This window comes from Bradyrhizobium sp. UFLA05-125, assembly GCF_059803515.1.
This window is the reverse complement of the sequence record NZ_JBANBJ010000004.1, coordinates 182,139-197,699: the sequence shown is the minus strand read 5'-3', so window position 1 is coordinate 197,699 and position 15,561 is coordinate 182,139. Positions and strand designations below refer to the sequence as shown.

General features: G+C 64.3%; 13 protein-coding genes and 1 pseudogene. 9 read left to right on the top strand and 5 right to left on the bottom strand.

Annotated elements, in window-relative coordinates; translation table 11 throughout:
- The gene (locus SO156_RS07320; protein ID WP_498534340.1) at window positions 1–1,080 is read right to left on the bottom strand and encodes a maleylacetate reductase; all 1,080 of its coding nucleotides are present in this window, start codon (window positions 1,078–1,080) and stop codon (window positions 1–3) included.
- Entirely contained in the window at window positions 1,077–1,400 is a 324-nt protein-coding gene (locus tag SO156_RS07315) for a Dabb family protein (protein ID WP_458143399.1), read from the bottom strand. The genes SO156_RS07320 and SO156_RS07315 overlap by 4 nt, the downstream gene beginning before the upstream one ends.
- 108 nt (window positions 1,401–1,508) lie before the next feature.
- Here SO156_RS07315 and SO156_RS07310 point away from each other — a divergent pair, with 108 nt between their 5' ends.
- Complete coding sequence (locus SO156_RS07310; RefSeq protein ID WP_458143400.1) at window positions 1,509–2,459, top strand: LysR family transcriptional regulator; 951 nt, start codon at window positions 1,509–1,511, stop codon at window positions 2,457–2,459.
- A 144-nt stretch (window positions 2,460–2,603) separates the two neighbouring features.
- The gene (locus SO156_RS07305) at window positions 2,604–3,512 is read left to right on the top strand and encodes an amino acid ABC transporter substrate-binding protein (RefSeq protein ID WP_498534339.1); all 909 of its coding nucleotides are present in this window, start codon (window positions 2,604–2,606) and stop codon (window positions 3,510–3,512) included.
- 9 nt (window positions 3,513–3,521) lie between these two features.
- Here SO156_RS07305 and SO156_RS07300 read toward each other — a convergent pair whose 3' ends face one another.
- Window positions 3,522–4,748: an MFS transporter gene (locus tag SO156_RS07300; protein WP_498534338.1), complete on the bottom strand. Its 1,227-nt coding sequence runs from the start codon at window positions 4,746–4,748 to the stop codon at window positions 3,522–3,524.
- 93 nt (window positions 4,749–4,841) lie between these two features.
- Between SO156_RS07300 and SO156_RS07295 the strand changes: the two genes are divergently transcribed.
- The 4 genes from SO156_RS07295 to SO156_RS07280 are packed head-to-tail and all read left to right on the top strand — an operon-like array spanning window position 4,842 to window position 8,429.
- Entirely contained in the window at window positions 4,842–5,315 is a 474-nt protein-coding gene (locus SO156_RS07295) for a MarR family winged helix-turn-helix transcriptional regulator (RefSeq protein ID WP_458143406.1), read from the top strand.
- A 2-nt stretch (window positions 5,316–5,317) separates the two neighbouring features.
- The gene (locus SO156_RS07290) at window positions 5,318–7,363 is read left to right on the top strand and encodes an FUSC family protein (RefSeq protein ID WP_498534337.1); all 2,046 of its coding nucleotides are present in this window, start codon (window positions 5,318–5,320) and stop codon (window positions 7,361–7,363) included.
- A complete protein-coding gene (locus tag SO156_RS07285) occupies window positions 7,360–7,566 on the top strand; it encodes a DUF1656 domain-containing protein (RefSeq protein ID WP_254094511.1) in 207 nt (68 codons plus the stop codon). The genes SO156_RS07290 and SO156_RS07285 overlap by 4 nt, the downstream gene beginning before the upstream one ends.
- A complete protein-coding gene (locus SO156_RS07280) occupies window positions 7,563–8,429 on the top strand; it encodes an efflux RND transporter periplasmic adaptor subunit (RefSeq protein WP_458143410.1) in 867 nt (288 codons plus the stop codon). The genes SO156_RS07285 and SO156_RS07280 overlap by 4 nt, the downstream gene beginning before the upstream one ends.
- Here SO156_RS07280 and SO156_RS07275 read toward each other — a convergent pair whose 3' ends face one another.
- Window positions 8,430–9,551: an asparaginase gene (locus tag SO156_RS07275; protein ID WP_498534336.1), complete on the bottom strand. Its 1,122-nt coding sequence runs from the start codon at window positions 9,549–9,551 to the stop codon at window positions 8,430–8,432.
- Between the two features lie 282 nt (window positions 9,552–9,833).
- Between SO156_RS07275 and SO156_RS07270 the strand changes: the two genes are divergently transcribed.
- The 3 genes and pseudogenes from SO156_RS07270 to SO156_RS07260 form a co-directional block, all read left to right on the top strand.
- A complete protein-coding gene (locus SO156_RS07270) occupies window positions 9,834–11,693 on the top strand; it encodes a flavin-containing monooxygenase (protein ID WP_498534335.1) in 1,860 nt (619 codons plus the stop codon).
- Window positions 11,694–11,698: 5 nt separating this feature from the next.
- Entirely contained in the window at window positions 11,699–12,493 is a 795-nt protein-coding gene (locus tag SO156_RS07265) for a shikimate dehydrogenase family protein (RefSeq protein ID WP_458143414.1), read from the top strand.
- A 152-nt stretch (window positions 12,494–12,645) separates the two neighbouring features.
- Window positions 12,646–13,457: pseudogene (locus tag SO156_RS07260) on the top strand (lytic murein transglycosylase); the annotation flags it as partial.
- Between the two features lie 433 nt (window positions 13,458–13,890).
- Here the strand turns inward: SO156_RS07260 and SO156_RS07255 are convergent.
- The gene (locus SO156_RS07255) at window positions 13,891–15,486 is read right to left on the bottom strand and encodes a M14 family metallopeptidase (protein WP_498534334.1); all 1,596 of its coding nucleotides are present in this window, start codon (window positions 15,484–15,486) and stop codon (window positions 13,891–13,893) included.
- Window positions 15,487–15,561: the final 75 nt, after the last annotated feature.

Here is a 15,561-nt window from a genome sequence, read left to right as displayed (position 1 = left end):
TCAGGCCACCGCTTTGGTTGCGGCCGGCGGCTCGCCCGCCCAGGCGCGCGCGATCAAGTCGCGGATGGCGTTGCGCTCGAGGGGGCGCGGATTCCAGTAGGCGTTAGTGACCGCGAGATCAGCCGCCTTGTCGATGCCGCCCTCGGGCATGCCGATGTCGCGCAGCGCCAGCTTTGCATTCAGCCGCTTCGCAAGGTCGTAGAGTCCCCGCGATGCATCGGCCGCGCCGATCGCACGCGAGATACGCATCATCGCATCGGGCACGGCGGGCGCATTGTAGGCCAACGCATGCGGCAGCACGATGGTGTGGGTCTCAGCGTGCGGAAGATCGAATGTGCCGCCGAGCGTGTGGCAGAGCTTGTGATGAAGAGCCATGCCGACGGTGCCGAGGCAGACGCCGCAGAGCCAGGCGCCATACAGCGCTTCGGTGCGGGCCTCGCGGTCATCGCTCTTCGCGGCGATGGCGGGCAGGGCACGGGCGAGCGCACGGATGCCTTCTTCCGCCATCAGCGAGGTCACGGGATTGGCATCGCGCGCGTAAAGCGCTTCGACCGCGTGCGCAATCGCATTGATGCCGGAAGTCGCTGCCAGGCCGACCGGCAGCGTCAAGGTCAGGTCGACATCGTAGATCACGGTCTCCGGCAGCACGGCCGCATCGCGCACCGTCGTCTTGAGGCCATTCTCGGTCTGGCCGACGATCGGCGTCATCTCGGAGCCGGCATAGGTGGTGGGGATGCAGAGCTGGTTGACGCCGGTGCGTAACGCCAGCGCCTTGCCAAGGCCCGTGGTCGAGCCGCCGCCGAGCGAGACGACGCAGTCGGCGTCACAGGCCTTCATCGCCGCGAGCGCCTTCGCGGTGACCTCGACGGGGGTGTGCATCGTGGCGCCGGCAAAGAGGCCGGCATAGAGCGGGCCGAGTGCAACGCCGAGGTTTTTGCCCTGCGCCTCCTGCTGCGGCGTCGTCAGCACCAGCGCACGCTTGCCGCCGAGCCGCTCGACCTCGGCCTTGGCCGCAGCAAGCGTTCCGCTGCCGAATACGACGCGGCAGGGGAGGTTTTCGAAGGTGAACGAACCGATCATGCGCCGGTCTCTTTGATGGGATAATCGACCTGGAAGCGGCCGATCCGCAAGTCGCCGAGCTCCTCGCGGACGCGCAGGTGCTCCGGATGGGTTGCATAGGCCTGAAGCGCGGCCTGGTCGGCGAATTCGGAGAACAGCACGACGTCGCAGGCGTAGTCGACATCGCTGACGTCGAGGCCGACCTCGATATGGATGAGGCCGTCGATCTGCCCCTTCAGGCCCTCGAAAAGGGTTTTTACCTTGAGCCGGGCAGCGGAGCGCTCCGCAGGCGTCTCCCCGCGCAGCCGCCACATCACGATGTGCCTGATCGGGCCCGACATTTTCCTGATTTCCTCGCCGGTCATCTTGCTTTGTTGGAGGCATTTTGCCTTGCAGAAATCGGAAATAAAGGCCAAAAATCGTAAGTCTCTTTTCCGAGTTGCGCAAAAATGGACCGCCTTCTCCAGCTCGAAGTCTTCTCCAAAACGGCCGAACTCGGCAGCCTTTCCAAGGCGGCCGAGACGTTGCGGATGTCGAATGCGGCGGCGAGCCGGCACCTCAGCGCGCTGGAGGAGCGGCTCGCGGTGAGGCTGATCGAGCGCAACACGCGTCGGCAGTGGCTGACGGAAGCAGGGCAAGAGCTGTTGCAACGTTGCAGTACGCTCTTGAACGAACTCGCCGAAGCCGAGGACGCAGTCTCGGACCGCGCGCTGTCGCCGAAGGGCATGCTGCGGGTCACGAGCTCACTGTCGTTTGCCATGATCTATCTCGCACCGATGCTGCCGGCGTTCCGCGCGCTCTATCCAAAGCTCAACGTGCAGATCATCACCGCCAACCGCTATCCCGATTTCATCGAGGCGGGCATCGACGTCGCGATCCGCACCAGGGAACACGAGCCCGACTCCAACATCGTCGTCCGTCGCATCGGCCAGATGCGGCGCGTGCTGGCGGCAGCACCGTCCTATCTGGCAAGGCAAGGACGGCCGGAGCATCCCGCCGATCTCGCGCGCCACGACATGCTGATCTACAACCTCGCCAACGATCCCTATTCGCTGCGGCTCAGCAAGGACAATGTGGTCCAGACCGTCCGCATTGCGCCGACGCTCGACAGCAATGACGGCCAGGTGATCCGCGGCGCCGCGCTCGCCGGCCTCGGCATCCTCATCCAGCCACTTTATATCGTGCAGGGCGACATTTCCTCCGGCCAGCTCGTGCCGCTGTTGATGGACTGGGAGCTGCCTTTGCTTACGATGAACATCGCCTACCAGAACCGCGTCAGGCTCCCCGCCAAGATCAGGGTGTTTTCCGACTTCCTGGTCAACCACATCCGCGAGCATTCGCAGGCGGGAATCTGGATCGACGCGAAGGAGCGCTCGTCCGATTCGTCCAGCGCAATATAAATACGCGATAGCAGGTAGAAACAGCCGCTCGTACTCATCGCAGCCGATGTGGGCTACGATACACAGGGAATTGCGTATCGGCTCAGGGGCTCGTCGCGGCCTGGGCATAGATGCCCGAAGTCGACACGACGCCAGGAGAGATTGATGCGCCTCAGTGCCGTGCTTTTCGTCCTTGCCCTTGTGACCGGACCGGTTGCAGCCGAAGACCTCGGAGGCACGCTCGAGAAGGTCAAGGAGACGAAGAAGATCACGCTCGGCTACCAGGAAGCGTCCATTCCCTTCAGCTATCTGGACGGCGACCAGAGGCCCGTCGGCTTCGCGCTCGATATTTGCCTCAAAATCGTCGATGCCGTGAAGAAGCAGCTCGGTGTGCCCGAGATCGCCGTCGAGTTCACGCCCGTGACGTCATCGAACCGTATCCCGCTGATGGTCAACGGCACGCTCGATCTGCACTGCTCGGCGACCACCAATAACGCCGACCGCCAGAAGCAGGTGGCCTTCACCAATACGCATTTTCTGAGCGCGACGCGGTTCGCGGCCAAGAAGGCGGAGAAGCTCAATACGATCGACGATCTCAAGGGCAAGTCCGTCACAGCGGTGGCCGGATCGGTCAACTTGAACCAGCTCGCCAAGGTCAATACGCAGCGCAATCTCGGAATCAATATTCTTCCGGCCAAGGATCAGGCCGAGGGTTTTCTGATGCTGGAGACCGATCGCGCGCAGGCCTATGCGCTCGACGACGTGCAGCTCGCGGTAGCGATCGCGCGTTCGAAGGAGCCGTCGCTCTACATGATCAGCGACGAGAGCTTCTCAAAGGCTGAGCCATTCGGGATCATGCTGCGCAAGGACGACGCGCCGTTCAAGGCGCTCGCCGACCGCGCTACCGCCGAGCTCTACCAGAGCCCGGAGATCGAGGTGCTCTACAAGAAGTGGCTGCAATCGCCGGTGCCGCCGAACGGGATCAATTTCAACGTCCCGATGTCACCAGCGCTCCGCAACGCCTTCAGGAAGCCGAGCTCGAGCTACGATCCCGACGTCTACGAAGCCAACTGAGGCAGGCGCCTAGCGCGCCCGGGGCGAGGCGGGCAATCGGTAGGTCAGTGCCGCTCCAATTGCCGCGATGGCTGCCATCGCGAGCGCCCAGACGACGTAGAGCCGATGACCGATCAGCACGCCGCTCAGGAGCGGCGCGGTGATGTTGGCGCCCGACATCAGCGACTGGTTGAGGCCCATGATCATGCCTTGGCGGTTGATCGCGGCGCTGCGTGACAATTCCGCCGTCAGCGTGCTGCGGGTGAACATGGTGCCGATGATGATCAGGGTCAGGAATATGGCGAACAGGCTGTTGCTGTTTCCGATCGCGAGGCCGGAAAATCCGAGCGCCATGCACGCGAACGCCAGTAGTACGATGCCGCGGTCGGATGCAAAGCGGTTCGCGCGCGTAATCAGCAGGCCTTGAACAACCATGTTGATGAGGCCGGCATAGGCGAACACCCAGCCGAGCTCGCGCGCGCCGAATGGATGCCCGTCCCATGAGAACCGCGCCGACAGAAACAGGCCGATCTGCGACAGGAACATCGAGTTGACGAAGAAGAACACGATCAGGAGACCGAGCACCCGCCACGCATGACGCATGCCGACGATCGCACGCGTCACCTCGGCTTGGGGTACGCGGTGATGATAGAGCGGCTCGGAGGCGGGATGGTCGGGCGGCAGCAGGCTGACCGTCGCCAAAATGCTGATGAGCGATAGTGCCGCGGCGGCCCACACTGGCGCGGTGTCGCCGTAATGGACGAGAAAGCCGGAGAGCGCCGGTCCCAGCAGCAGGCCCGTGCCAATCGCTCCGCTGGTCATCCCGAGCGCCTGCTTGCGCGTCGACGGCGCGCTGTGCTCGGCCGCATAGGCATGCGCCACTGAGATGTTGCCCGAGGTCAGACCGTCGATGATCCGGGCGAGAAAGACCAGGGTCAGGTTGGTTGCCAGCGCGAGCAGAGCAAAGCCGACGAACGTACCGATCTGGCTGACGAGCAGGACCTTGCGGCGACCATAGCGGTCCGAGAACATGCCCACCACTGGTCCGGCTATGAGCTGGCAGACAGCGTAGGCCGAGATCAGCATGCCCAGCATGAACGGTGTTGCGCCGAGCCGCTGCGAGTAGAATGGGAGCAGGGGCAGGATGATCCCCAATCCCGTGGCATCCACGGCCACCACGACGAAGGTCGGCACGAGCGACAGGCTGCTGCCGCCTTGCAGCGCCTGGCCTGCCTCCGTCGTGGAACCCGCGCTCATGATGTGGTCGGTCTCGTTCGCTTTCCTGTGATTGGTCGCAATATCCCGGTCTATATAGTTGCCTCCTAATAGTTTGTGTCCTATCTAATTTGCATGGCCCCCTCGCAGTCCCATATCCACGCCGAGATCGGCCGGCTGATCGCGCGCCTTGGCCGCATCTGGCGCCGCGAATCGGACCAGGCGCTGTCCGATCATGGGCTGTCCTATGCGACCGCGATTCCGCTCCTGCTGCTGTCGCGGCAGGGAACTTCGGTGCGCCAGGGCGTGCTCGCCGACGAATTGGGGATCGAGGGCCCTTCGCTGGTGCGGCTGATCGATCTTCTGCAGGCCGAGGGTTTCGTAGAACGCCGCGAAGACCCGACCGACCGACGTGCCAAAACGCTACATCTCACAGCAACGGGCGACGCCAAGGTCGAGGAGATCAACCGTGTGATGCGGCGGGTACGGGCGAGCCTGCTCAAGGATATCGGAGCCGAGGAACTTGCGATAACCTTCGCGGCGCTCCAGCGCATCGAGCAGCGCGCCAGCCGCCTGCATGACGCGAAGACTGGTTCAGAGGCGAAATAGTCATGCGCGCTGATGAGCCGTTCCTGGTCCGCCACGCGGGCCTCATCTTTGCCTTGAAGACGTTTGCCGCGTCGATGCTGGCGCTCGTCATCGCGCTATGGATCGACCTGCCGCGGCCCTATTGGGCGATGGCGACCGTCTACATCACCTCGCAGCCGCTCGCCGGCGCGACCAGTTCGAAGGCATTCTTTCGCGTGATGGGGACACTCATCGGAGCCACCGCGACGGTGGCCATGGTGCCCAATCTCGTCGACGCGCCGGAACTGCTATGCCTCGCAATTGCGCTTTGGGTCGGCCTTTGTCTTTATGTCTCGCTGCTCGATGGCACGCCGCGAAGCTATCTCTTCATGCTGGCCGGCTACACGGTTGCGCTGATCGGCTTTCCCTCTGTTTCCGACCCCGGAAACATCTTTGACGTCGCGATTGCGCGCGTGGAGGAGATCTCGCTCGGCATCATCTGTGCAAGCCTGGTCTCGACCATCGTGTTTCCCCGCAGCGTCGCCCCGGCCGTCGCGGCGCGGGTCGACAACTGGCTCAGCGACGCGCGCCGCCTCAGCAACGACACATTGCTCGGTCGCGGCACCGACGAAGCACGCCGCGCGCTCCGGCTGCGCCTTGCCACCGACATCGTCGAGATCGGCACGCTTGCGGTCCATCTCAGCTATGACCGCGTGGCGGACGCCGAAGCCGTGACCGGCCTTCGTGAGATCCGCGTGCGGATGCTGATGCTCTTGCCGGTGATCGCCTCGATCGAGGATCGGCTGGCCGCGCTTGGCGAACGGGGCCTTCAGGCACAGCCCGAGCTGAAACGCCTGCTTGAGGATATCGGCATATGGGTCGCGGAGGACGCGCGGCTGCCGGTCGGCCCGATCCGCGCCACGATCGAGGCGCGGCAGGCGGCGCTCGACGGCAACGCCTCCTGGGAGCGGATCATCACGACCAGTCTCCTGTCGCGGTTGCGCGAGCTCGTCGATCTCTCTTGTGACTGCCGCGTGCTGAGCGAGGCGATCGCCGCCGGCCGCCGGATTTCCACGGTCGATCTGGCCTACCATCCCGAGGCTGGCGTTGCGGCCGTGCGTCATCGCGACCGCGGTCTCGCGCTCTGGTCGGCGGCCGGTGCCGTTATCGCTATCCTGATCTGCTGCGCCTTCTGGATCGGGACCGGCTGGCCGGATGGCGCCTCGGCGCCGATGATGGCGGCAGTTGCCTGTTGCTTCTTCGCCGCCCAGGACGATCCCGCGCGCTTCATCCGCAGCTTTGGCCTGTGGTCGCTGGTCGCGATCGTCGTGGTCGCGATCTATCTGTTCGCGCTGGTGCCGGCGATCTCGCATATCGAGGTCCTCATCGCCGCGCTCGCGCCGACCTTCCTGCTCTACGGCCTCCTGATCGCGCGGCCGGCGACCGCAAGCAGCGGTGCGGCGCTCGCGGTCAACACCGCGACGCTGCTCGCGTTGCAATCCACTTACAGCGCGGAGTTTGGCGCCTTCGCCAATTCCACCATTGCCTTCTTTCTCGGCATCGTCGCCGCGGAGGTCGTGACCAGGATCGCGCGCGGGGTGGGGGCCGAGTGGATCGCCAAGCGCCTCGTGCTGTCGAGTTGGAAGACGCTCGCGGTTGCTGCCGAGCGCCGCGGCAAGCATGATCGCGCGGAATTCGCAGGTCTCATGCTGCACCGGATGGGATTGCTCGTGCAGCGTATCGCCTTCGTCTCGGAGGCCGACCGTCGCGACACCGAGAGCCTGGCCCAGCTTCGCATCGGGCTCAACATCATCCACCTTAGGCGGGCTCGCTATGGCCTAGCCGCGTCCACGCTCTTCGTTCTCGACGACATGCTGGACCAGCTCGCCGTCGCATTCCGCAGCTATACCGGCGGCGGCATGCCGACTGAGCTGCTGACGCGCATCGACGCTGCGCTCGCCGCGGCCGTCGAGGATCCCAACCCGCAGGCGCGGGAGGACGCGCTGCTCGGGCTCGTCGGCATCCGGCGCGGGCTGTTTCCGCTGGCGCCAGCCTATCGTCCGCAACGAGGGGAGAGCTTTGCGGCATGAGGTACGAGATCGACATTTACGGCGTGCTCGTTCCGGCGCTGCTCTTGTGGCTGATCGTGGCCTTTGCGCTCAGCGCTCTCTTGCGCCGGCTGATGCAGCGCTTCGGCCTCTACCGGCTGGTCTGGCATCGCGCGCTGTTCAATTTCGCGCTGTTCGTCTGCATTCTCGGCGGCGTCGTCTATCTTTCGGAGTTTCTGCCATGAAAGGGAGTTTTGGGTGGCTCGGTCGTGTGGCTCTGACCGTGCTGGTCGTCGTCGCGGCGCTCGCCGTCGGCCGCGGGCTTTGGGCCTACTACATGGAGTCGCCCTGGACGCGCGACGGGCGCGTCCGCGCCGACGTGGTCCAGGTTGCGCCCGACGTGTCAGGTTTCGTGACGGAGGTTCTGGTCAAGGACAACCAGAAGGTCCATCGCGGGGACGTCCTGTTCCGCATCGACCGCGAGCGCTTTGCGCTGGCGCTGCAGCAGGCGGACGCTGCGCTCGCCGGCCATCGCGCGACACTCGACCAGGCCAATGCCGACCTCAAGCGCTATAGCGCGCTGACCACCGACGCGGTCTCGCAGCAGAAGCAGGAGCAGGTGCTTGCCACGCAGTTGCAGGCCAAGGCGGCCTACGATCAGGTGGTCGCCGACCGGGCAGTGGCCCAGCTCAATCTCGATCGCAGCGACGTGCGGGCCTCGGTGAACGGTGTCATCACCAACATGGACCTGCGGCCGGGCGCGTATGTGACGGCCGGGAAGGGCGTGATGGCGCTCGTCGACACCGACACGCTGCATGTCGAAGGCTATTTCGAGGAGACCAAGCTCGCGCGCATCCGCATTGGCGACAAGGTGCAGGTCCGCCTGATGGGTGAGCCTGCCAGGCTCACCGGCCATGTCGAAAGCATCGCGGCCGGCATCGAGGATCGCGACCGCGCGGCGGGTGCGAATTTGCTCGCCAACGTCAACCCGACGTTCAGCTGGGTGCGTCTGGCGCAGCGCGTTCCCGTGCGGATCGCGCTCGACCAGATCCCCGACAACGTCGCGCTGGTCGCCGGTCGCTCGGCGACCGTCGAGGTGCTGAACTAGCTACCAGGTCGCGGTGAAGGCCTTCTGGAGCTCGGCCGGAGCGGTGACGCCGCTCGCGATGAGGAGTTGGGTGAGGACGCGCGCCTTCTGCGGGTTCAGGTCCTCGGAGACGACGAAGCCGTTCTTGTCGTCATCCACCTCGACATTGCGTGTGACGAAGCCCGAGCGGACGCGCGTGGCGCGGACGATGATGATGCCCTTCTTCGCAGCCGCCTCGAGCGCGTCGAGCGCGGGCTTCGACGTGTTGCCGTCGCCGACGCCAGCGAGCACGATGCCCTTTGCGCCGTGCGAAATCGCATCCTCGATCGGAACGGCATCCATATTGGCATGGGAGTAGACGATCTCGACGCGGGGTAGTGGATCGCTTGCCGGCAGCGTATAGGCCTTACGGTTCGCACTCGGCGCCTGCGCCATGAAGCGAACGCCGCCGGCGGTGTCGACATAGCCGATCGGCCCGTCGTTGGGTGACATGAACGTCTCGACGCTGGTGGTGTTGGTCTTGGTCACCGACCGGGCGCTCTGGATCTTGTCGTTCAACACGGCCATGACGCCGCGCCCGCGCGAGCGCGGATCGGCGGCGACCTGGAAGGCTTCATAGAGATTGCCGGGGCCATCCGCGCTGACCGCCGTGGCCGGACGCATCGAGCCCACGATGACGACCGGCTTGTCGCTCTTGACCACGTTGTCGAGGAAGAACGCGGTCTCCTCCAGCGTATCCGTGCCGTGCGTGATGACGACCGCATCGGCCTCGTTCTTGTCGAACGCCTGCTCGATGCGACGGGCCAGCGCAAACCAGACCTTGTCGTTCATATCCTGCGAGCCGATCGACGAAATCTGTTCGGCATTCACGCTCGCGAGCTTGTCGAGGCCCGGGACCGAGGCGACCAGTTGCTCACCGGTGATCTGACCGGATTTGTAGGCGCCGGCTGCCCGTGGATCGGCTTGGCCGGCGATCGTCCCGCCGGTCGCCAGCACGAGAACGCGCGGCAGATTGCCCGACTCTGCGGCATGTGCCGCCGTATCGATCGTGAATGATGATGCCGCCAGCGCGATCACCGGAATGGAGAGCATCGCGATCAGGCTTTGCCGGCGGCTTGCCGATGTCAGGGTGTCCTTCGTCATTGAAATGATCTCCCGTCAAGGCTTCGATGCCTGAATGGTCCCGCCAGCGGCCATCATGTTTTCCATCCCGCGACATTTTGTCAATCGATGATTGCTTTCCGGGACCGGTACGCGTCGCGACGATGGCTGCTGCATGTCGGAATACGACAGCACGACGTCCTCGAATGGGATCGATGATCCTTTCGCTGCGCAAAAACCGCGCCCGCGTTGCACATCCCGCCCTTTGTGGGCTAACTGGCATCAGTTGTCGGAAGAGCAACGTCCGCCCCGGAGGAAGCATCGATGTCATCGGACAATCACCGGACCGGTACAGCCGGCGCATCCGACATCGACATCGCGACGCTCCGGGCGCGCTATCGGGACGAACGCGACCGGCGTTTGCGCGCTGAGGGCAAGGCGCAATATGTCGAGGTGATCGGCGAATTCGGCCACTATCTCGACGACCCCTGGGCCGACCCCGGCTTCACGCGACAGGCGATCAGCGAGGAGACGGAGGTTGTCGTCGTCGGTGGCGGCTTCGGTGGCCTGTTGTGCGGCGCGCGCCTACGTGAGGCCGGCATCGACGATTTCCGCATCGTGGAAAAGGCCGCGGATTTCGGTGGCACCTGGTACTGGAATCGCTATCCGGGGGCTGCCTGCGATACCGAAAGCTACATCTATCTGCCGCTGCTGGAAGAGACCGGCTACATGCCCGTGCGCAAATATGCGCGCGCGCCCGAGATTTACGAACACTCGCGCCGGATCGGCCGTCATTTTGGCCTCTACGAGCGTGCACTGTTTCAAACCGTCATCTCACGGATGGAATGGCGGGAAGAGGAGGCGCGCTGGCTGGTCGAGACCGATCGCGGCGACGAGATCCGTGCGCGTTTCGTCATCCTCGCCGGCGGTCCGCTGAGCCGGCCAAAGCTGCCGGGCATTCCCGGCATCGAAACGTTCAAAGGTCACAGCTTTCATACCAGCCGCTGGGACTACGCCTACACGGGCGGCACCGCGGACGGCGGGCTCACGAGACTGGCCGACAAGCGCGTCGGCATCATCGGTACCGGCGCGACTGCCGTGCAATGCGTGCCGCATCTCGGCCGCGCGGCAAAGGAGCTTTATGTCTTCCAGCGCACGCCGTCCGCGATTGGCGTGCGCGACGACCGGCCGACGGATGATATTTGGGCGAAGAGCCTGAAACCCGGCTGGCAGCGCGACCGCATGGACAATTTTACGGCGGTGATATCAGGCGAGCCGTTCGAGGAGGATCTGGTGCAGGACGGCTGGACGGGCCTGCTCGGCGAAATCCTGCTCGCGCCGCGCCGTCAGCCGGAGCCGGTCACATCCCTCGAACAGGCGCTCAAGGTGATCGAGCAGGCTGACTTCCGGAAGATGGAGGAGATCCGCGCCCGCGTCGATGCGTTGGTGAAGGACCCCGCGGCGGCCGAAGCACTAAAGCCCTGGTACAAGGCGTTTTGCAAGCGACCGTGCTTCCACGACGAATATCTCGACACCTTCAATCGCCCCAACGTGCATCTGGTCGATACCAGAGGCCACGGCGTCGAGCGCATCACCGAAGGCGCCGTCATCGTCGATGGCAAGGCTTTTGAGTTGGATTGCCTGATCTATGCCAGCGGTTTTGAAGTCGGCACCGATTATGCCCGCCGCATGGGGTTTGAGCTCTATGGCCGAGGTGGCCTCAGCCTGACCGAGCGTTGGCGCGAGGGCGTGAAGACGATGCACGGCTTCTACAGCCGCGGCTTTCCCAACTGCTTCGTGATCATGACGGTGCAGGCCGGCCAGAGCGCCAACTTTCCGCATATCATCGACGAGCAGTCGCGCCACATCGCCTATGTGATCAACGAGGCGCGAAAGCGCGGCGCGAGAACGCTGGAGCCGACGCTCGCAGCCGAAAACGCCTGGGTCGAGGAGGTCGTCAAGGCCGCGATCGGTCGGCAGACCTATCTCGCTGAATGCACGCCGGGCTATTACAACAACGAAGGTGTGTTCGATCCGATCGCCGCGCGCAACAGCCAGTATTGGCGCGGTCCGGTGGCCTTCCTGCGGCTACTCGCCAGGTGGCGCAAGGAGGGCAATCTGGAGGGACTGGAATTGACCTATGGGACCGCTGCCGAGACCGGCGGCTCTGTGGTGCCGGCTTGAGTGGCGTGCCTTTGACGCTCAGCGGCGCGACGCGGCTTCATGTCATCGTCGGCGACCCAATCGCCCAGGTGCGCTCGCCAGCAGGGCTCACGGCCGCCTTTGCTGCACGTGGTCATGATGGCATCCTCGTCCCCGTCCAGGTCGCGCCAGCCGATCTGCTCGATTTCCTCGCGGTGGCGACGCGGCTGAAGAATCTCGACGGCATCGTTGCAACCATTCCGCACAAGTTCGCCTGCTACCAGGCCTGCGCCAGCGCCACCGACCGCGCGCACTTCCTGCGCACCGTGAACCTGATGCGCCGCCGTGCGGATGGCGCTTGGCATGGCGACATGGTGGACGGGCTCGGCTTCGTCGGTGCGGCGCGCGCCAAGGGGATCGACCCTGAGGGGATGCGCGCGCTGCTGGTCGGTGCTGGCGGCGCGGGCTCGGCGATTGCGCTCGCGCTGGTCGAGGCTGGCGTCCGCGAGATCGCCGTTCATGACGCGTCACCTGAGCGGCGCGACGTGCTGATTGAGCAGCTCAACAGGCTCGGCAAGGGCCGCGCGCTGGCCGGCTCAGTCGACCCCACAGGTTTCGACTTCGTGGCCAACGCCACGCCCGCCGGCATGCAGGAAGGCGACCCGCTGCCGGTCGACGTCGCAAAACTGGTGTCGTCGACCTATTGCGGCTGTGTCATCACCAAGCCGGAGGTCTCGCCCTTCATCGCAGCCGCGCGAACGATCGGCTGCGTCACGGCGACCGGCACCGACATGTACCAGCAGCACCAGGGCATCATGGTGGATTTTCTGCTCGGCGGATGACATCGCGATTGTCAAGCGCCGGGCCACGCGTTGTTTGGGCGCGGCGGGGCTTGAGCGATCCGAGCTGGCGTAGGATCATGCCGTGAAGGCAGGCGAATGCCGGCCGTCGGTTGGTTGCGAGCAGGGCGCATGCCCCGAACAGAGGAATGAAAATGAACAGGGGCAGCATCATTGCAACGGCCGCGCTCGGTGCGATCGCACTGTTCGCACATCTCGGGACGGCCAGCGCCGCGCAGTGTGGCAGCGGGCCCGGCGGCTTCGAAGGCTGGAAGCGCGAGTTCGGCGAGGAGGCCCGTGGCAAGGGCATCGGCGCGACCGGCGTCGGCGCGTTGATGCAGGCCAATTACGCCAGCGCGACCATTGCGGCCGATCGCAGCCAGCACAGTTTTTCGCTCTCCCTCGACCAATTCCTGGCCAAGCGCGGCGCCGCGACCATCGTGGCGCGGGGACGCTCGCTGAAGCAGTCGCAGGCTGCTTTGTTCGCCTCGATCCAGCAGCGTTACGGCGTGCCGCCGGGGCCGCTGATCGCGATCTGGGGGATGGAGACGGGCTTCGGCAGCCAGCGCGGCAATCAGAACATGCTGTCGTCGATCGCGACGCTCGCCTATGACTGCCGCCGGCCAGAGTTCTTCACCGACCAGCTCTATGCGGCCCTGAAGCTGATTGATCGTGGCTCAATGTCGCCCGGCCAGCGCGGGTCCATGCATGGCGAGGTCGGCCAGACCCAGTTCATGCCCAAGAACATCCTGGCCTATGGTACCGGCAATCTCGACAACGCTTCTAATGCGTTGAGCTCGACGGCGAATTTCCTGAAAGCGCATGGCTGGCGGGCGGGCGCCGGCTACCAGCCGGGCGAGCCGAACTTTGCGGCGATCGAAGCCTGGAACGCCGCCGGCGTCTACCAGAAGGCGATCGCGCTGATGGGGCGGCAGATCGATGGGGAGGGGGCGCGTTAGCGTCCCGTCTCAATAGTGCGAGGTACGGTAGGCGTCGAGCGCGTGCGCTGCAAAAACGCCGATGCTGCAAAGGGCGAGGAAAGCGGAGATCAGCTCGATCATAGCTCATCCTCCCGCTCAGGCAGGGCAACGAGGTATTGGCCGCAGGAATAGTCCCAGATCAGCTCGAGGAAGAATTGCATGGTGGCCGTCCCTGTATGATTTTGACGGCCAGCATAGGGGGCGGACTGTTTCAGGCGTGTTTCGCCGGTTCAGGAAAGGGTTTCGTCGGAACCGCCGAGACGCGGCGAGTGGCGCGGGCCTTGGTCGACCGTTAATCACGCTATTAAAGGTTGTGCCGTCAGGGCGTCTCACCGCGCCAGTGAACGAACTCCTCCTAATGGGGCTAGGAGCTTGGTCTTCACTTGTCCCGTCTCGCCGCGCAACGAAGGACTGAAGGCGTTACGGCGCGCGATCGAGACGCGAAATCGACAAGACTTGTCCGTTGGTGGCTGGAACAAACTTGTTGGCGACCAGACCGGCGTCGCTTTCAGGCTCCAGCAGTGCGACGGCAAGGCCCGATAAAGGCTGATTGAATGGAATGAAGACATCGTCTGGCCTCAAAACGATGTCGGCTTTCTCCAGCGCAAAAGTCCCCTTGATGATCGCTCCGGCACCTGTGTCGTCGCCGCGCACATCTTCCTTCGCTCCCGAAGTAACGTCGGTCACCCGATAGTGCTCGCCTGGAACCACCGCAGCATTCGCAACGATCTGAAAGGTCAGGCCAGCCCGCTTGATAGCATCGATGGCCTGGGTGTTATCACGGCTGACGAGATAGCCGGCTGGTCGGGGACGAGTCAGCGCCGGGTCGATCTTCAGCGCGGAGACCCACGTTACCGTGACGGGTTTATCCGCACCGGTCTTGGGATCGACGAACACCATCTCTCGCGATTCGTGATGTCCATGCGCGACGATGACGACGGGCTTGTCGGACGTCGTGGCCTCGATTGAAGCCTGCTTCGACAACTGCATGAATGCGCCGGGATCCTTGGCCGCCAGTTGCAGGATGGCTTCGGCCGCAACGACATGCGTCTCGACCCTCCGCGCCAGATGCGCGCGCCCAAGCCCCACGCCGCGGGTTTCCAGCAGGAAACTGACGGCATTGCGCAAGCCGGCGACGTTGCGCCCGGTATCCGGTCCGATTCCGCCCATCGCGATGGGCGAGTCGCGACGACTGCCGTCGGTCGTGTGATACCAGTCATGCGTCAGGCCATGCGTATCGAAGGCCTGCAAGATCGCCGGAAGGAAAAGCTGGGATTCGGCCTTCTCCAGGCTCGGCGGAAGATTGGGGACCGTGGCGTATTGGATCATCGCGTCGATGCGTTGGACGCCGCCGACTTTCTCGATCCAGCGGCCGCCCACGGTGAATTCATGGCAATCCAGCACGAGTTGCGGATGGAATTGGTTGAACAGAGCGCCGATCGTCTGGATTTCCGGTGTTCGCAGCAGCGTATGATCCCGGTTGGCGTCCATGCCGTTCGCCAGTCCGCGGACAAATGCTTCAGCACCATCCGGATTGGCGCGCGGGACAATGATGACGTCGATCGCGGAGAGGAGATCGGCAAGATCGCCGGTGCCGAGGCGCTGCGCCAGAACCAGGGCCGCTTCACCGCCGGCAGGTTCGTTGCCGTGCTGTTGGCCAATGATGAGAACCACCGGCTTCGCTCCATTGCCTAGCGCGTTCTGATCGCGGGAGAAGAACAGGACGGGTAGCACGCGTCCTTGCTGGGAGCGGGCGTCAATCTTCATCCGCATGTTCGGCGACTCGGCCGCGAGCGTCTCCAGGAAGGCCATCAACTCGTTATGCGAGGTGAAGTCCTGCTTTCCGGGCGCAAAGGCCGGCGTGGTGTAGTGCACCTCCGCATCGGGATAGCGCACGGCGACTTCCGGAGCCTCCTGATAGACGGATGCGGGATTGAATCCCGCAAGCGACATGGCGGAAGAGGCCAGAAAGACTGCTGCGGCGAACGTGCCGCGAACATAGCGCCGAAAAAACATTGATCACCCCCAGCGACATCGCAACTCTAAAGCAATTGCCGCAGCAGCGCGCCGGGTGAGGCGCGAGCCATTCTC